Source organism: Modestobacter sp. VKM Ac-2978 (assembly GCF_026968025.1).
GTDB lineage: Bacteria > Actinomycetota > Actinomycetes > Mycobacteriales > Geodermatophilaceae > Modestobacter.
On record NZ_JAPVBP010000004.1, the window covers coordinates 90,795 to 108,495 of the forward strand.

General features: G+C 73.0%; 15 protein-coding genes. 8 read left to right on the forward strand and 7 right to left on the reverse strand.

Annotated features, from left to right (window positions below):
• Positions 1–82: 82 nt before the first annotated feature.
• The 5 genes from O2W53_RS11435 to O2W53_RS11455 all read right to left on the reverse strand — a co-directional run bounded on the left by O2W53_RS11435 (position 83) and on the right by O2W53_RS11455 (position 5,478).
• Complete coding sequence (locus tag O2W53_RS11435) at positions 83–1,474, reverse strand: DUF2252 domain-containing protein (RefSeq protein ID WP_269163144.1); 1,392 nt, start codon at positions 1,472–1,474, stop codon at positions 83–85.
• 133 nt (positions 1,475–1,607) lie between these two features.
• Positions 1,608–2,129, reverse strand: coding sequence for a hypothetical protein (locus tag O2W53_RS11440; RefSeq protein ID WP_269163145.1), 522 nt, complete (start codon positions 2,127–2,129; stop codon positions 1,608–1,610).
• A 10-nt stretch (positions 2,130–2,139) separates the two neighbouring features.
• Positions 2,140–2,940 (reverse strand): tyrosinase family protein, encoded by an 801-nt coding sequence (locus O2W53_RS11445; RefSeq protein ID WP_269163146.1) that lies wholly within the window; start codon positions 2,938–2,940, stop codon positions 2,140–2,142.
• A gap of 174 nt (positions 2,941–3,114) precedes the next feature.
• Positions 3,115–3,516, reverse strand: a complete 402-nt coding sequence (locus tag O2W53_RS11450) for a class I SAM-dependent methyltransferase (RefSeq protein ID WP_331253800.1) — start codon at positions 3,514–3,516, stop codon at positions 3,115–3,117.
• A gap of 27 nt (positions 3,517–3,543) precedes the next feature.
• A complete protein-coding gene (locus O2W53_RS11455; RefSeq protein WP_269163147.1) occupies positions 3,544–5,478 on the reverse strand; it encodes an acyl-CoA dehydrogenase family protein in 1,935 nt (644 codons plus the stop codon).
• A 123-nt stretch (positions 5,479–5,601) separates the two neighbouring features.
• Between O2W53_RS11455 and O2W53_RS11460 the strand changes: the two genes are divergently transcribed.
• From O2W53_RS11460 to O2W53_RS11480, 5 genes are all read left to right on the forward strand, one after another.
• Entirely contained in the window at positions 5,602–6,882 is a 1,281-nt protein-coding gene (locus O2W53_RS11460; protein WP_269163148.1) for a glycerophosphodiester phosphodiesterase, read from the forward strand.
• Positions 6,879–7,052: a hypothetical protein gene (locus O2W53_RS11465; RefSeq protein WP_269163149.1), complete on the forward strand. Its 174-nt coding sequence runs from the start codon at positions 6,879–6,881 to the stop codon at positions 7,050–7,052. The genes O2W53_RS11460 and O2W53_RS11465 overlap by 4 nt, the downstream gene beginning before the upstream one ends.
• A 352-nt stretch (positions 7,053–7,404) precedes the next feature.
• A complete protein-coding gene (locus O2W53_RS11470) occupies positions 7,405–8,265 on the forward strand; it encodes a YihY/virulence factor BrkB family protein (RefSeq protein ID WP_269163150.1) in 861 nt (286 codons plus the stop codon).
• Positions 8,266–8,410: 145 nt separating this feature from the next.
• Entirely contained in the window at positions 8,411–9,379 is a 969-nt protein-coding gene (locus tag O2W53_RS11475) for an asparaginase (protein ID WP_269163151.1), read from the forward strand.
• Positions 9,380–9,427: 48 nt separating this feature from the next.
• On the forward strand, positions 9,428–10,318 hold the full coding sequence (locus O2W53_RS11480) for a polysaccharide deacetylase family protein (protein WP_269163152.1): 891 nt from the start codon (positions 9,428–9,430) through the stop codon (positions 10,316–10,318).
• A 231-nt stretch (positions 10,319–10,549) separates the two neighbouring features.
• On the opposite strand, the gene O2W53_RS11485 is transcribed toward O2W53_RS11480, so the two are convergent.
• Positions 10,550–11,911, reverse strand: coding sequence for an acyltransferase family protein (locus tag O2W53_RS11485; RefSeq protein ID WP_269163153.1), 1,362 nt, complete (start codon positions 11,909–11,911; stop codon positions 10,550–10,552).
• A gap of 428 nt (positions 11,912–12,339) precedes the next feature.
• On the opposite strand from O2W53_RS11485, the gene O2W53_RS11490 reads away from it, so the two are divergent.
• Together O2W53_RS11490 and O2W53_RS11495 are read left to right on the forward strand one after the other, a co-directional pair.
• Positions 12,340–13,113 carry a TPM domain-containing protein gene (locus tag O2W53_RS11490; RefSeq protein ID WP_269163154.1) on the forward strand — a complete coding sequence of 258 codons (774 nt, stop codon included), beginning with the start codon at positions 12,340–12,342 and terminating at the stop codon, positions 13,111–13,113.
• A 312-nt stretch (positions 13,114–13,425) separates the two neighbouring features.
• Positions 13,426–14,379: a helix-turn-helix domain-containing protein gene (locus O2W53_RS11495; protein WP_269163155.1), complete on the forward strand. Its 954-nt coding sequence runs from the start codon at positions 13,426–13,428 to the stop codon at positions 14,377–14,379.
• A gap of 6 nt (positions 14,380–14,385) precedes the next feature.
• Here the strand turns inward: O2W53_RS11495 and O2W53_RS11500 are convergent, their stop codons facing one another.
• Entirely contained in the window at positions 14,386–15,402 is a 1,017-nt protein-coding gene (locus O2W53_RS11500) for a helix-turn-helix domain-containing protein (RefSeq protein WP_269163156.1), read from the reverse strand.
• A 369-nt stretch (positions 15,403–15,771) separates the two neighbouring features.
• Between O2W53_RS11500 and O2W53_RS11505 the strand changes: the two genes are divergently transcribed.
• Positions 15,772–17,646, forward strand: coding sequence for an amidohydrolase (locus O2W53_RS11505; protein WP_269163157.1), 1,875 nt, complete (start codon positions 15,772–15,774; stop codon positions 17,644–17,646).
• Positions 17,647–17,701 lie beyond the last annotated feature (55 nt).

Below are 17,701 nucleotides of genomic sequence, written 5' to 3' on the forward strand. Positions count from 1 at the left end.
CGTCCGGGTCCACGGACGCCCCGAGTGCTGCGCCGTCACGCCCGTCGGCCGTGCTGACCGGAGGTCGGTCGGTACGGGGTCGTCAGGCTCCCGGCTCGGCGGGCAGCGCACCGCGGGCGACGGCCTGCACGAGCGTGTGGTGGTCCCGCTCCGTCTGGTCGGCATAGGCGCGGGCGAACCGGCACAGTGCCACGTCGACGTTGTCGGACTTGCCCAGGTAGCCGGCGATCATCGACGCGCCGCTGGTCCGGGCGTGCCCCTTGGCCAGCAGCCGGCCGCACACCCCCGCGTAGTCGCTCAGCGCCGCGGCGTCGAGGGAGTCGACCGCGATCGTGCCCTTCATGTTCCTGAACTGGCGGACGTAGTACTGCCGGGACCCGATCGTGGCCCAGCCCAGCAGCGGGTCGCTGACCGTCTGCAGCGCCTGCTGGTACTCCACGACCCGCTGCCCCTGGTGGGCGTGCCAGGCCGACTCGCCGTGGACGTGCTGGGCCACGACCGACCGGCGGGCCTGCTTCAGCTGCAGGAACACCACGTCGTCCGGGCTGCTGCCCTCGCACAGGGCCACGTAGGCACGCAGCCCCACGCTCCCCACCCCGACCACCTTGTGGGCGACGTCCACGACCGTGTAGCCGCTGAGGACCCGTCGCCAGTGGGACGGCAGCGTGTCGACGTAGCCGTCCAGTCCATCGACCACCTCGGCGGCCTCGTCCCCGTCGAGCCGGGTGATCAACGGCGGCTCCTCGATGATCCGCCGCCCGTCCTCCCGCTCCTCGGTGAACCGGGGCAGCGCCCGGTCGCTCACCCGCTTGCGGGCCCGCCGGGACGCGCGCTCGATCTCCTTCCGCAGCGACCGGTCCTCCACCGTGGTGTGCAGCCGCGTGACGTCCAACCGCTCGAACGACCGTGCCAGCAGCGGTTCCCCGGCCAGCCAACGCACGTGCTCCCGGTAACGGCGCCCCATGGACGCGACGGCGTCCGCGCACTGGTCCTCGGTGGCCGAGTTCTGCCGCCCGGCGACCCAGACGCTCGCGGCCAGCCGGCGGAGGTCCCACTCCCAAGCACCCGGATGCGCCTCGTCGAAGTCGTTGAGGTCGATGACCAGGTCGCGCTCCGGAGAGGCGTAGAAGCCGAAGTTGCCCAGGTGCGCATCCCCGCAGATCACCGGCCGGATCCCGGTGTCCGGGAGACCGGCGAGGTCGGCGGCCATCACCCCCGCGGTGCCCCGGAGGAAGCCGTAGGGCGAGGCGGCCATCCGGGCCACCCGCACCGGGACGAGCCGCTCCACGCGCCCGACGTGGGACTCCCGGACCTGGTCGACCACGTCGGGCCGGTCGACCGGCGCACTCCACCGCCCGAGCTCGGACCGGGGCACCTGCTTGCGCAGCGACCGCCCGAGGGCGTACCGCTCCGCGCGAGGTGTGGCGGGACGACGCAGCGAGCCGTAGCCCTCGCCGTCAGCTGCCGTGAGCACCACGTGCCCACCCTGTCGCGCACCGGCCACGGGACTCCCCAGACAGTCGACGGACGCTTCTCGGCCCTCGGTGCATCCTCCCCTGCCAGCCGCTCGACCGTCAGGGCGGGAACCGAGGGGAGCCGCGAGCTGATCAGGTGAGGACCCGGTCGGCGTCGGTCGCCGTGAGGTAGGTCTGCAGGGTCACGTCGTCGAGGTGCAGGAGCTCCGGGGCAGGCCTGCGGTCGGCGCGGCGTGGGGTCAGGGACACCGGCACCAGGGTGATGGTCTGCAACGCGTCGCCGGCGGCGAGGAGGCGCTGCAGGGCATCCGTGATGGTCACGTAGGTGTCGAAGGACGTCAGCGGGGGCGCGAGGCGGAGGTCCTCACCAGGTGCCGGCGCGTCGCAGTGTCCTTCGCCGCCGTAGCACCCGCCGTGGCCGAAGACGGTGTAGCGGCCGGCGTAGCCGCGTTCGGCCGTGCGCGGTGTGGTGGCGGTGGCGTCGGGGTCGTTGAGGAAGACCCGGACCTCGTAGGACGTGCTCGAGTGGTCGACGCCGGTGATGACCAGATCGGCGCGACTGAAGGGCGCCGGGGGGACGTCCCCGGGGAAGACGAGGTCGAGGACGCGGGTCTCGTCGTCCCGTCCCGCGCGTGCCTTGTCGAGCGTCGCCATCGCGGCCTCCTCAGCCGATGACCTGGGCGGCGTACTCGTATCCCAGGCTGGAGATGTCCAGGGTCTCGCGCACCGTCGTGGGGAACGGCGGCAGTGCTCGGTCGAGCACCCTGGCCGGTGGATCGCTGTTGCGCGGGGAGAGCTGCCACAGGTACCAGAGCCGGTCGATCATCGAGTGGTGCGCCCAGAAGACCGGGTCGAAGGCCGCGGTCGGCGCTGCGGACATGGCTCCCCCGACCCAGCCGTGGACACCGTTGTGGATGCTCTCCAGGATGCGGCTGAAGTCGGTGAAGGTCGTGGCACGCAGTGCGCGCTGCACGGTCGGGTCCCGGGGCAGTTCGGCGGGCTCCTCGGGGTCGCGCAACGTGATGGGGTCGGGGCCTTCGCTGATGGCGCCGGGGAGGTTCTCCCGCACCAGCTGCAGGTCGTCGGGGCCGAGCACGACCGGACCGGCGCTCAGCGGGTTCGTCGAACCGTCCGTTGCTGATCGGAACGGGGCTGGCAGGCCCCGGTCGTGCGAGACCGCCGACGACCAGTCCCACCACGGGAGACCCACCTCGACCGTCTCGTCCCCACGCGCGCGGCGCAGGGCGGCGGTGAGAGCCCGTTCGACGTGGTACAGGTACGCCCGGTGCCACGGCAGGAAGAGCGCGGTCCCGTGTTCGCAGTAGACCGGGAGCGGCAGGCCGTGGATCCCGGCGAAGAAGCCGTAGCCGCGATCGTCGTCGATCTGGTAGAGCGCCTCGAACGCCTCGCGCAGGTCGACCAGCTCGGACGGCGTCAGGTTCTCGGCGTTCTTCCGCAGCCCCACGGGCACTCCATCCGCCGCATCGCTCCCGACCTGTGGTCATCGTCGCGGCTGGCGGCCGAGGTGTCCATCACCTGCCGGGATCCTCTCCCGCAGCTGCTCCCCCGCGCAGTTGCGCCGAGGAGATCAGCCGCTCCGAGCCCGCAGGCCTGACTGCGCTGCGGCGCCTGCCGTCGGTCAGGCGGACCTGGGGACGGGGACCTCGCGGAGGGGGCACCCGCCGTCGATGAAGAGCCGGGCGTGCGGACGGGTCGCCGCTGCGATGCGTGCCAGGGCCGCTTCCCCGGCTCGGGGGTGACGGCCGTCGAGCGCACCGACTCGGAAGGCGACGACGAGGTCGAACGGCTCGTCGCCGTCGTCGACGGTGAAGTCCTCGATCGCGACGTGGCGTGCGCTCAGCCGACCGGAGACGATGTGCTCGGCAGAGCGGGCCTCCAGCTGCCTGATCGCCGTGGCGGACCTGTCGATCGCGAGGACGTGGCCGGTGGTGAGCCGGTCGGCGATGGCGCGCGCCGCGACACCGGGCCCCTCCCCTCGTGCGGTGCGTGACGAGACTCCAGACGGCGCGGACCCGCCCAGCTCATCGGTCTCCGCTCCCGTAGCGCGCTACGAGGCGGGCGCGGCCGGCACCGTGGGCGCAGGCTCGTCGAACTGCTCGGCTGCCGGTGGTTCGTGCGTCGGCATCATCGGACCGTCACCGGCCGGGTCGAGCACGTCCTCCTCGAACCACGTGTACCGGCCGGAGAGCACCTGCTGGGCGGCCTGGTACTGGTCTCGGTCGTCGTTGTCCCACAGTTCCGCGAACAGCCGATCGGCGCGACGACGGGCCTGACGGCAGAACAGGTCGGCCAGTTCCGCCGCCTCCTGCCGGCGGGCGGGCTGCTCGCTCCCGATGGTGTCCGCGTACACGCAGGCGCACGAGATCGCGTACAGCTCGGCGCCGATGTCGACGATCCGGCCGAGCAGGTGGCCCTTCTGCTCGAGGCGGGCCTGGTGTCGGCCCATCGCGTAGAAGGTCGAGCGGGCGAGCTTGCGGGAGTGGCGTTCGACGTAGCGCAGGTGCCTGGCCAGCTCCCCGAACTCGGCGTAGGAGCCGGGGCGCTGCCCGGCGCCGGTGGCCAGCGTCGGGAGCCACCGGGCGTAGAAGGCCCCCGCCTTCGCGGCGGCCTTGGCCTTGTCGACCGGGCGGGCGTTCCCGAGCACCAGGTCCCCCGCGACCCTCAGGTGCTCGTCCACGGCCTCGCGGGCGATCAGCAGGTGCATGATCTCCGTGGACCCCTCGAAGATCCGGTTGATCCGCATGTCCCGCAGCAGCTGCTCGGCCGGCACCGGCTTCTCGCCGCGCCGCGCGAGCGACTCGGCGGTCTCGTAGGCGCGACCGCCGCGGATCTGGACCATCTCGTCGACGGCGGTCCAGCCGAGCTCGGACGAGTAGAGCTTGGCCAGGGCTGCCTCGATGCGGATGTCGTTGCGCTTGTCGTCGGCCAGGCGACTGGACACGTCGAGCACCGCCTCGAGGCCGAACGCCGTCCCCGCCAGCCAGGCGAGCTTCTGCGCGACCGGGTCGTGCTCGCCGATCGGCCGCCCCCACTGCCTCCGTTCGGCCGACCACTCGCGGGCGATCTTCAGCGAGTACGTCACCGCCGAGGAACAGAACGCCGGCAGCGACAGGCGGCCGGTGTTGAGCGTGGTGAGCGCAATCCGCAGGCCCTTGCCCTCGCCGCCGATCACGTCCTCGGTGGGGACGACGACGTCGTCGAAGCGGGTCACCGAGTTCTCGATGCCCCGGAGGCCCATGAACTCGTTGCGGTGCTCGACCGTGATGCCCGCGCGGTCGCACGGGCAGAGGAACGCGGTGATGCCGCCCCGATGGCCGTCCGACCTCGGGACGACGGCCATGACCACGACCACGTCGGCGATGGCGCCGTTGGTCGCCCACAGCTTCGTGCCGTTGATCCGGTAGCCGGTGCCGTCGTCGGTCGGGACGGCGGTCGTGCTCATCCGCGCCGGGTCCGAGCCGACGTCCGGCTCGGTGAGCAGGAACGCCGAGATGTGGTCCCTGGCCAGCCTGGGCAGCCAGTGGCGCTTCTGCTCCTCGGAGCCGAACAGCCGCAGCGGCTCGGGCAGGCCGATCGACTGGTGTGCGGAGAGCAGCGTCGAGATCGACGAGTGCCACGTGCCGGCCATGGCCAGCGCCCGGTTGTAGTACACCTGGCTCAGCCCGAGGCCCCCGTACTCCTCGGGGATCTTCATGCCGAGCGCACCCAGCTCCCCGAGGCCCCGGAGGACGTCGTCGGGGATCTTCGCCTCGCGCTCGATCCGCTGCCGGTCGACGTGCTCGGTGAGGAACGTGCGGAGGCGCTCGAGGAACGCCTCGCCCTTCTCCACCGCGGCCCCGTCGAGCCCCGGCTGCGGGTGGACGAGGTCGAGCCGGAAGTCGCCGAGGAACAGCTGCTTGCCGAACGACGGCTGGGTCCACTCGGTCTCGCGGCTGGACTCGGCGACCTGCTTCGACTGCTCGTAGGACGGTTGCGACGCCATGCACCAGCATCACCCCTGCACGCCCGTGGGACAACGGTTCTCGGCGCCGTCGGTGCGAGCAGCAGGGCGGCGGTGGTCGTGCCCGCCGGCGCGCGGGCCCGAGCGGCGGGCTTAAGGTCGCGCGTGGACTTCGCCGACCTGAGCCGGCCGTTCGTCATCGCCCACCGCGGCGGGTCCCTGCAGGTGCCCGAGCACACGATGGAGGGCTACCGGGTCGCGGTGGGCCAGGGCTCGGCGGTCATCGAGCAGGACGTGTCGAGGCTCGCCGACGGCGGTCTCGGTGTCATGCACGACGGCACCGTGGACCGGATGACCACCTCCAGCGGCAACGTCGCCGACCACACGTCGGTGACCTGGAAGCAGCTGGACATCGACGCCTCGGTCACCCTCGGCGGAGGCTGGCCCGACGGGCTGCGCCCTCCCCTGTTCGAGGAGGTGCTCACCGAGTTCGGCAACCGCGTCCTCCTCTGCGCCGAGGCCAAGAGCAGCGATGCGATGGGCCCGATGATCGACGCGCTCGAGCGACACGGTGTCCGTCCGGCGTCCGTGCTGCTCCAGTCCTTCGCCCTCGCCGATTGCCGGCTGGCGCTCTCCCGTGGGTGGAGCGTCATCTGGCTCGGCAGCACCGACGTCGCCCGGGCCGCCGCCGAGGGCATCGGCTGGATCGGCCCGCCGGTGGGCCGCGTGACCTCCGCGGTCTGCACAGCGGCACATGCGGCGGGGATCCAGGTGGCCTGCTACACGGTGAACCGCCGGCACCAGCGGGACGCCGTCGTCGCCGCCGGCGTGGACGCGATCTTCTCCGACGACCCCCGCTACGTCGCCGGGGACGCGGGCCGCCGCACCTCGGACCTCTTCGCCCGACAGACCTGGCTGCCCGGGATGCTGCCGGACACCAGCCGCGGCCGGTTCCACCCGGACGACTCGTCCTGGGGCTTCGACGCCTCGGACACCGTCCACTCCACGCTCATGGGCTTCCTCGCACCGCCGGACCCGGCGGCGTTCACACTGCACCTCGACGTGCGGGTGGACGGGACGTGCCGCAGGAGCGGCGGGCCTGTCCTCCTGAGCACCGACGACCACCCGTACCGACCGTCGTCCCGGTCATCGCCCGGCGTCAACGGCTACCTCTTCACCGTGCGGGGAGACGGCAGCCTGGACGTCCAGCGGGTCCTCGAGGGGGTCGCCACCACGCTGGCGTCCTCGACGGGGGGAACGGCGCCGGCGCGGGGCACGTACGTCCGGCTGCGGATCACCGTCACCGGCGCGGGGCTCTCCTTCACGCGCGCGGACACCGTCGCCGAGACCCTGACCGTGGCGGACACCACCTGCCGCCCCGTGCCCGTCGTCCACCTCGGCAGCGCGTTCGCCGGGGTCCGTTTCAGGAACGTGGTGTTCGCATGACCGACCCGTACGAGCGCCCGGGCCACGGCCCCGCCGACCCGGACGGCTACCTCGTCGAGCAGACCCTGGACGGCTACCGGTGGACCTGCCGCGCCGACGGCCGCACCGCCGGGCCGTTCCCCAGCCGCGAGGAAGCCGTGGTCTCCGCCGAGGCCGACCAGACCGCCTGAGGCACCGGGAGGCAGGGGTCGTGAGTCCGCTGCCGAGCTCTCGCCGACCGTGGTCGTCGGGAGCGAGTACCTGACCAACCCGTCGTTGCGGCAGGTGCGCGAGGCGATGGCCCGCCGCTGACTCGCACCACGTCGGCGAGCGCCGTGGCGATCCGCCACAGCCGCACGGGCAGCGGGGTGTTGCGGCCTGCAGCGGCCGCAGGTGAGATGAGCCATGGTGTCGGCTCGGGGAGACGGGCGCGGGACGCGGACCGCAGCGTCTGGCCGTCCTCCCCCGGCGAGCGATGCCGACTCGCCCCGGAAGATCTCCGCCCTCGGCTGGCGCCGCCTCCTCCGGCGCGTCCGGGTGCACGTGATCAGCGATCGGCTGTTGGTGCAGAGCGCAGCGGTGGCGTTCTTCGCCATCCTGTCGATCGCCCCGGTGCTGGTGACGGCGATATCGGTCTACGGCGCGGTCAACACCCCCGAGGGGGCGCTCCAGCAGCTGTCACGCGTGACCGGGATGCTCCCCACCGAACTCCGGCCGATGGTGGCCGATCAGCTCACGACGATCACCGCCGCCTCGACGCACGTGCTCACCTGGCGCGGGCTCGCCGGGCTGGTGGTCGCGCTCTGGACGGCGACGACCGCCATGACCTACCTGATCGACGGGCTGACCCTCGCTTACCACGAGACCGAGACCCGGGGCTTCCTCCGTCGCGGCGGCCTCGCGGTCCTCCTCGTCCTCGGTGGTGCTCTCGTCCTGGGTGCCCTCGTCACTGCGGCCGGCGTCGTCTCGAGATCGCTCGCCGCGGCTCCGGACTTCGTCCGCACGCTCTCGCCCGTGCTCGCCTGGCTGTGCCTGGCCGCCCTCATGACCTCGGCGCTCGCCGTGCTGTACCGGGTGGCCCCTGATCGCAAGGAGGCCCGCTGGCGGTGGACCACGGGGGGCTCGACCGTCGCGACGCTCCTGTGGTTGGCCACCACGCTCGGGTTCTTCGCCTATGTCGAGCGCCTGGGTACCTACCACACGACCTACGGCGGCCTCGCCGGCGTGGCGATCAGCATGGTCTGGCTGTGGGTGACCGTGTTCCTGATCATCGTGGGCGCAGCGGTGAACGCCGAGACCGAACGCGAGACGACCCACGACTCGACGGTCGGACCGGAGCAGCCGCTGGGTGAGCGCGGGGCGGTCGTGGCCGACAGCGCACCGCCCTATCCGGGCGAACGATGAAGCCCCCACCCCTGAGGACGGCGGGAGCCGTCCCCTCGACCGTCGTCTCGCACCCGGTGCGTCGCTCCGGTCGCCGACGAGCGGCGAGCGGAGGACCGTGGGCACGTCGTCGCCCATGGCCGCGCCAGGTCCGGACGGAGGTCGCGTGAGACGGGTCCACCTGCTCGCCACGGGCGGCACCATCGCCAGCCGGCAGGGACCGGACGGGCTCGCGGCGGTCACCCCCGCCGCGGAGCTGCTCGCCGCGGCCCGCTCCCCCGCCGGTGTGTCCGTGACGACCAGCGACCTCGGCACCGTCGCGAGCTTCGCCCTGACGACGTCGGACCTGCGGGGCCTGGTGGCAGCGGCCCGGCGCTGCCTGGGGGACGGCGTGGACGGCGTCGTCGTCACCCATGGCACCGACACCATGGAGGAGTCCGCGTACCTCGCCGATCTCGTGCACGACGACCCGCGCCCGATCGTCTTCACCGGTGCGCAGCGCCCCTTCGACAGCCCGGCGCCCGACGGTCCGGCCAACCTCGCCGATGCGCTGCGGGTCGCCTCCGCCCCCGCCGCCCGGGACCTCGGTGTGCTGCTCTGCTTCGACGGCCTCACCTTCGCCGCCCGTGGGGTCCGCAAGATCGACACCCTGCGCAGCGGTGCGTTCGGTGCCCCCGGGCGAGGGCCGGTGCTCCGGCTGGCCGGCGAGTCGGTGCTGCCGCTGGCCAGGCCGCCGCGTCCGTCCCCCCTGCCGCTCGACCTGCGGGCGGAACTGCCACGCGTCGACGTCGTCGCCTGCCACCTCGGCGCGGACGCGGCGCTGCTGCACGCCGCAGTCGCCGCCGGCGCAGCCGGGCTCGTCCTGCAGGCCCTCGGCGCCGGGAACGTCCCCCCGTCGATCGCCGAGGCCACCGAGGAGCTCGTCGCCGGCGGGGTCCCGGTGCTGGTCTGCTCGCGGGTGCCGTCGGGCCCGGTCGCCCCCCTCTACGCCGCCGGTGGTGCCCGGCTTGCCCGAGGCGGGGCCGTGTTCGCCGGTGACCTGAGCCCCTGGCAGGGACGGCTGCTGCTGGCCGCAGCGCTCGCCCTCGCCCCCGACGACCCACGGCGGGTGCTGACCCAGCACCTCACCGGCTGACCCCACCGCCCCGGCCCGGGGCGACCTGATCGAAGGAGCGTGCCGACGATGAGCAAGGAGATCCTCGTGGCCTTCGGCGTCGACATCGACGCCGTGGGCGGCTGGCTGGGTTCCTACGGCGGGGAGGACTCCCCCGACGACATCTCCCGCGGCGTGTTCGCCGGCGAGGTCGGTGTCCCGCGCATCCTCGAGCTGTTCCGGCGGTACGGCCTGACGCAGACGTTCTTCTGGCCGGGGCACTCGATCGAGACGTTCCCGGAGCAGTTCGAGGCGTGCGTCGCAGCCGGGCACGAGATCGGCGTGCACGGCTACAGCCACGAGAACCCGATCGCGATGAGCCGGGAGCAGGAGCAGGCCGTCCTCGACCGCTGCATCCAGCTGATCGAGGAGCGGACCGGGCGCCGTCCCACCGGGTACGTGGCCCCCTGGTGGGAGTTCAGCGGCGTCACCAACGAGCTGCTGCTCGAGCGCGGCATCAAGTACGACCACTCCCTGATGCACCGGGACTTCGAGCCCTACTTCGTCCGGGTTGGTGACTCCTGGACGAAGATCGACTACTCGGCGTCGGCGGAGAGCTGGATGGAGCCGCTGGTCCGCGGGGAGGAGACCGATCTGGTCGAGATCCCGGCCAACTGGTACCTGGACGACCTGCCGCCGATGATGTTCATCAAGTCCAGTCCGAACAGCCACGGCTTCGTGAACCCGCGGGACATCGAGCAGATGTGGCGCGACCAGTTCGACTGGGTGCACCGCGAGATGGACCACGCGGCCTTCACCATGACCATCCACCCGGACGTCTCCGGGCGCCCGCAGGTGCTGCTCATGCTCGAACGGCTCATCGAGCACATCAACGGGCACGACGGCGTCCGGTGGGCGACCTTCGACCAGATCGCTGATGACTTCCTCAGCCGCTTCCCGCGGACCGGTGGCCGGCCGTAGACCTCGCTGCAACCTCCCTCCCGGCGGCGGGCTGGACCCAGTGGGCACGCCACCCTCGATCCCTCAGAGGGCGTCGTACAGAGCTGTCTCCACGTCCACGTGGACCTGGTGCACCTCGGGCGCGACGAACGGCAGGGTCTGGGTGTACACCGCCGCCGTGATGCCGGCCGTTCGGTCGACCCAGAAGGGCGTGTTGCAGAGCCCGGCCCACGCCTGTCACCCCGCCCGGTCTCAGTGCTTGCGGTGGGCGCCGCGGTGCTCCGTCCTCGGTGCGGCCAGGACCTTCCTGCGGACGGCGCCGGCAGCCTCGGCGACGAGCTCTTCGAACGGCCCTCGGGCGTGGCCACGGCTCCAGAGGAGTGCGAACGCCACCAGCACCGCGACCTGCAGCAGGAAGCCGGTCGGTCCACCGGGGACGGCGGGCGCGCTGAGCATCACCAGGTGCGTGCAGTAGAGGGTCAGCGTCATGCTCCCCGCTGCGGCCAGGGGCCGCAGCAGCGTGGTCGTCATGCGCCCGAGCAGGATGCACGCCCCGAGCACCACCAGCGCGACGCCGATCGTGTAGGCCAGGTCCAACGACGTGCTGGAGTGCGGCGCCATCGTGGCCAGCCACCAGCCGGTGTCCGTCGGGGTCGTCCCGTTCCACCCGGACGTCGTGACGTCGGCGTACTCCTGCGGCGTCATCGACTGCAGGGCCACCTGGTCGAGCCGCGCGCGGCCGCCGAGGACGTCGAGCAGCAGCCAGGACACGGTCATCGAGACGACGACCAGTGCGCCACCGACCAGGACCACCGCCCCCACGACTGCCCGGCTGGAGAGCGCGGCGCGACCGACGGCGAGCCCGACGCACAGGTAGGCCAGCCACGCCAGCGCCGGGTACTGGCCGGTGACGGTGAGCTCGACCAGCACCTGCAGTGGGTGGTCGACCAGGTCGGTGACGGTCATGTTGGGGACGATCACCGGTGCGGTGCCGGCTCGGAGCAGGTGGCTGAGGACGGGGACGGCGAGCACGATCACCGTCGCCAGCACCACCAGGGCACGGATGGACAGGGACAGCAGCGGGACGGCGAGCACGAACAGGGCGGCGTAGTACGGGAGGATCACCCCGGCCGAGTCCGTCGGGACGAGGTGGCCGAGGGCCAGCCCCACCACGCCGATGATGAGGGCGCGGACCAGCAGCGACGCCGCCTGGGCCGTCCACGTCCGTCCCGTCGGCCGTCGCCGGCGGCCACCCGTGGTGAAGGCGATGCCCACCCCGGCCAGCAGGGCGAACAGCGCCGCCGACTTGCCTGCCGCCAGGGTCCAGGCCAGGGACGCGGTCCCGTCCGCGTCGGTCGCCTCGAACTGGTGCACCGCGATCATCCCGACCAGGGCGATGCCACGGGCAGCGTCGATGCCGACCAGCCGGGGCGTCGACCGCAGCGACTCCGCGGTGCTCGGCGGCGTCCCGGCGACGTCGCCCGACGGGACCGGGTCGCACGCGTGCGAGAGCCCCGAGACGCCGCCGACGGAGTCCCTCACAGCCGGCGCCGCGGTCACCGTCGATCCCGGCCCCTGCTGCGGGGACGGTGCGGTCTCCGATTCGGCGCTCATCGGCTGATCCCGCTGTCACGTGACGACATTCGCTCACTCTCCGCACATGGCTGGGCATCCCTGACCCGGTGCCATGACCGAGTCGTCGTCCCTCGCACGAAGGGCGTTCGCAGCGCGGCCACCCGCTGGATGGCGCATCCGGCGGATTCACGTTCCGTCACCGTCAAGCATCTCGACGTAGCGGGAGGGTGCGGTCAGCCGGCGCGAAGAGCCTGCACCCGGCCGCTCCCTGTGCGGGGCGGTCCGGGAAGGACGACGACCCATCCAGAAACGGCCTCCACGCCGAACCCTGCACGGGTCAACCGACCCGTGATCGGCTCGTACGTTCCCTGACGCGGTGAGCCGGACGTGACCGCACACGGCCACGGCCGTGCACACTGTGCCGCCCCGACAGGAGCCCGGCCTCGATGGACCTTGGAGATGATGGGATGCGCAGGACATGGACGGTCCTCGGTGCACTGGTGCTCGTGCTCCTCGCCGCCGGGCCGGCATCGGCCGGCCCGCCGAGGCCGGTGTCGGGTCAGCTCACGGATGACAGCGTCGTGATCGGTGCCGCCGATCGACAGGTCGTCCAGCAGGCCGTCGACCGGCTGGAGGCCGAACGCGACATCGGTCTCCACACCGTCTTCGTCTCCGACTTCGACGCCGTGCCGGCCGGTGAATGGGCTCAACGCACCGCCGAACTGTCCGGACTCGGTGACTCGGACATCCTCCTGGCCGTGGCCGTCGGAGGGGGCACCTACGACTACGGGTGGTGGGTGGCCGAGGGGTTCCCGCTGCCCGTGGCGGACGTCGACGCCGTGCTGGCCGGTGAGGTGGTCCCGGACCTGGCGGCGCGCGACTGGACCCAGGCGGTCGTCACGCTGGCCGAGCAGCTCCGGTCCCTGGCCGAGACGCCGGCGGGCGCGGAGACGCCGGCGGCCGGTTCCGAGACGGCGGCCGGCTCGGAGGCAGTGGCCGGGTCCGGGACTGCACCTGACTCCGGGACTGCGACCGACTCCGGAACTGCAACTGATTCCGCCGCTGAGGCCGGCCCCGACACGGCGAGAGACAGCACCATGGCGCGCAGGGACAACGCGTCGGGGAACACGCTGCCGTGGTCGGGGACGACCACGCTGGTCGTGATCGGCCTCTTGGCGGTCGTGCTCGTGAGCGGGCACCTCCTCTCCCGTCGCAACGCCTCGAGCAGTTCACCGCGGTAGCCGCGCGCGCGGCTGGGCCCTTCGCCACCACGCCCGCGAGTCCTGACCCCCGCCTGTGGACGGTCGCAACCCCTGGCGTGGCGGTGCAGGGCCAGGACAACTGGGCCATCCGGGTCAACCGCAGGACCGCCACGGACAAGATCGACCACTGGTCGGTGTGCTGCCATCTGTGCACCGGAACGGGCCTGCCGGGAAGCCGGCCACCCCCCTGCCCCGGACGGCGCCGACACCCCGCAGGCGGAGACCCATGACGGACCAGGACTCCCACCGGCGCCGAGGGGGCGACCGGAGACGGAGGCGACCGTGGAGCAGGTGAGGGGACCGCGCGGCACCGTCGTCCAGGGCTACCTGGGCGAGGCGGCCGGGTCGGTGGCGCCGGACGCCGTCCTCCTGCACGGCCCGGCGCAGTGGGCGGGGCTGAGTGCACGCTCCTGGCACCTGGGCCGGATCCCGGCCTGCGACTTCCGTGACCGTGCCGACGTGGTGGTGACCCCGGTCCCGGCCACCCGCCGCCTCCCCGGCCACTGTCTGGGCGTGCTGTTCGAGGGCGAGGGGACGCTGCAGCAGTGCGGGCCCGGCGGCGAGGACCGAACGGTGCTGCTGGCCCCGGACCGGGTGGTGCTCTACTCCCGCAACCGGCCGTTCCGGCTGCAGGTCCGCGGTCCCTATCGCTACCTCCTCCTCGAGGTGACCCCCTCGGTCCTGGGCGTCGGCCAGGAGGTGCTGCGCACGGCCGCCGCCGACGACGCACTGGCGGCGTCCCCCTCGGCCCGGGTGCTGGCCGGCCTGCTGGCCCAGCTCTCCGACCAGTTCGCCGGGCTGTCGGCCCAGCAGCGGCTGCAGGCCGCAGACGCGGTGACCGGACTGCTGGCGGGGCACGTGCGGGCGGCCGCGGGAGGCGGCGGTCACCGTGATGAGCTGTTCGAGGCCGTCCTGCGGTGGATCGACGACCGGCTCGGCGACCCGTCCCTCTCCCCCGGCACGATCGCCGCCGCGCACCACGTCTCCACCCGTCACCTGCACAAGGTCTTCAGCCGGCACGCGCTCACCGTCGCCGGCCACGTCCGCGGCCGGCGGCTGGACCGGGTGCGCCGTGACCTCGAGGACCCCGTCCGGCGGGGAGAGCCGGTGGCCGCGATCGCCCGTCGCTGGGGGATCGTCGACCCGTCCCACCTCAGCAAGGCGTTCCGCAGTCGTCACGGCGTCAGTCCCCGTGAGCACCGCGAGCGGGCCGCCGCCGGCCTCCTCGCGACGTCGCCCGGCTGAACCGGCTCAGCCAGCGAGGTGGTGCGGACGGCGGTCAGCGCTGGCCGGCCGCGGACCTGGCGCGGCGTCGGGTCGGCCGGAGCGGTACGACCGCGGGGACTGGCCGTAGGTGGCCTTGAAGAGCCGGGAGAAGTGGGCGGGGTCGGTGAAGCACCACCGGGCAGCCACCGTGTGCAGTGGCTGGTCGAGCAGCTCCGGGCGCGTGAGGTCCTGCCGGCACTGCTCCAGCCGCCGCCTCCTGATCCACCGACCCACGCTCTCCCCCTCGGACTCGAACAGCTTCCGCAGGTAGCGCGGCGAGATGTGGTGCGCCACAGCGATCGTGGCCGGGTCCAGCTCCGGGTCGGCCAACCGCTCCTCGATGAAGGCCTTCACCCGGTGCAGGAGGGCCGCCTGGCGACTCCCGGGCACGGGCAGGGCAGCGCCCTCCAGCTCGTCCATCAGGGCGGCGACGAGCATGTCCAGCACGGCGTCGGCCAGGTTGGCGCCGGCACCCGGGGCGCACCGGCGGAGCTGCCCGGGCAACCCGGAGAGGAACGGCCCGATGAGCGTCCCGAGGCCGTGGTCACCGTCGATCCGCTGCCCGGCGAGGACCCGCACCGACGCCTCGGGGAGCCGCAGGAGCGGACGCCGGAACATCAGCACGACCATCCGGAAGGGCGCGTCGAACCGGAGGGTGTACGGCCGGGTGGTGTCGTAGAGGGCGAGGTCCCCGGGGCGGAGCACGGCGTCCCGGCCGTCCTGGGTCAGGATGCCGCGCCCCTCGACCTGGAGGCTCAGCTTGTAGAAGTCGGGGTCCGGACGTCGGACGAGGCGGCTGGTCCGGCGGACGACGTGCTGACCGGCCGTGACCTCGGCGAGGTGCAGCGGCCCGACGTCCGCCTGCACGACGCTTCCCGCGAAGCCCGCCTCGGCACTGGTCTGGGCCGACAGCGGGACGAACGTCGCGGAGACGGCCTCCTGGAAGGCCTCGAAGGACCAGGTCGGCGCCGTGCTCCGCCCCGTGCAGACCGCGTCGCTCATCGGGTCTCCCCACGCTCGTCCACCGGCCGGGACCCGGCAGAACGGCCCGCGGGTCATCCGCGCCTTGCGACGTAGGCTACGTCACATCCTGGCTCCCGGGACGGCCGCTGCGGCGGCGGCGCAGGTGCTCCGAGCACCGCCCGCCTGGACGCCGGACGACACAGCGGCGCCGACGCGCCGGGCTGTGCCGGTGCGGCCAAGTCCTGTGCCGCGACGTGCAAGGCCGCCATCGGGCTGCTTCCTACGCTCGGGGGATCCGGGCAGTGCACCGAGCGGGTGCGCTGCTGCACGAGCCGACCGCCGCCAGCGCTCGGCGTGGCCGCCGCCTCCCCAGGCGCCCGCCACTCGACCACGACCCCGAGGAATCCGATGAGCGCAGGTCCCCTCTCCCGACGCAGGTTCATCCAGGTCGCCGCCACCTCCGTGGCCGGCGTGGCAGCCGCCTCGGGCACTCAGCCCGCGTTCGCCGCGGATGCGTCGACCCGCTCCGGCCGGGAGGCCGCTGACCTGGTCCTCACCGGAGGGCAGGTCCTGCTCATGGACTGCCGGTCCACGGTCGCCGAGGCGATCGCGATCCGCGGCGGCGTGGTGGTGGCCGCGGGCCGGTCGGCGGCGATGCGTCGATGGATCGGGCGCCGGACGACCGTCGTCGACCTCCGGGGCCGGACGGCGCTCCCGGGCATCAACGACGCCCACCTGCACGGCATCCGGACCGGCCTCGCGCTGCCCCCGTACAACATCGACGTGGGCCCCGCGGCGGTGTCCTCGATCGCCGAGATCGCGCAGGCGGTCGGCGCCGCCGCGGCCACCGCCGCGCCCGGGAGCTGGGTGCGCGGCAAGGGCTGGAACCAGGAGGAGTTCGCCGAGGGCCGGCCCCCGACGCGCCAGGACCTCGATGCGGTCGCGCCGGACAACCCGGTCGCCCTGCTGGACTGGTCGAACCACCAGCTGTGGGCCAACAGCCGGGCCCTCGAGCTCGCGGGCATCACCGCGACGACGGAGCCACCGGTGGGCGGCGTCATCGTCAAGGACGCCGCGGGAGAGCCGACGGGACTGCTGTTCGAGACGGCGATGGGGTTGGTCACCCAGCGGATCCCGGCGTTCACCCGGGAAGAGCAGACCGGTGCCCTGGAGAAGAACATCGCCCTGGCGCTCAGCCAGGGCATCACCAGTTACACCGAGCCCGGCGTGGGCGCTCTGCAGCGCGGGATCTACGAGGACCTCGACGCAGCAGGGAGGCTGAAGCTCCGGGTCACTGCGCTGCTCAGCCGATCGGACGACACCTATCCCGTGAACGCGGAGCAGGTCCGGGAGATCCTCGCGGGCACGGGTACGACCGAGCCGATCGGAGACCGGTTCAGCATCTCCGGGGTCAAGCTCCGAGCCGACGGGGTACCCATCGCGAGCCGGACGGCCTGGATGCGGGAGCCCTACGTCGGTGGCGGTCGCGGCGGCATGGTGACGGAGGGGGCGACCGACGAGGAGAAGGTCGCCGAACTCGGCCGCATGATCGCCCTGGTGCACGGAGCGGGCCTGCAGATCGGCACGCACGCCACCGGCGACGCCGCCATCGACGCCGTCTCGGCCGCCTACGCCGCCGTGCTGGGTGGGCACGACCCGCTCGGTCTGCGGCACTACGTCATCCACGGTGACTTCGCCTGGCCCGAGACGCTGCGCGAGCTCGCGGCGAACGGGTGCGGCATCAGCTTCAACCCGAACATCAAGCACCTCATCGCCGACGGGCAGCCCGAGGTCGTCGGGGACGTCCGCGCGGCGTACCAGACGCCCTACGCGTCCGCCCTGCGGGCGGGGCTGAACGTGACCAGCTCCTCGGACTCCCCCAACGTCGCCCCGGACTGGCGCCAGGGACTGGAGACGGTGCTGCTGCGCCAAGGTGTGTCCGGCGAGGTCTCCGGTCCGGAGCAGCGCATCGACCTCACGGCGGCACTGCACACCTACACCACCGCCGGCGCATGGCAGGACCGGGCCGACGACTGGAAGGGTTCCCTGGCGGACGGCATGGCCGGGGACGTGTGCGTCCTGGACGGACGTCTGGTCGACGACCACGGCCGGCTGGCCGTGCCGGCGGAGGAGATCTCGGGGTTGGGCGTCGACCTGACGGTGGTCGGCGGCAACGTCGTCTTCAGTTCCGAGGACGCCGCACAGCGCCACGAGGCGGCCGCAGCCTCAGGTGCGAGCTGGGCGACCCGGCCGCCCGCCGGGAGCATGTGCGCCCACTGCTGACGATCGGCCGCCTCAGGCCGGCACCCGACGGGTGGCGGCCTGAGGCGCGCGGTAC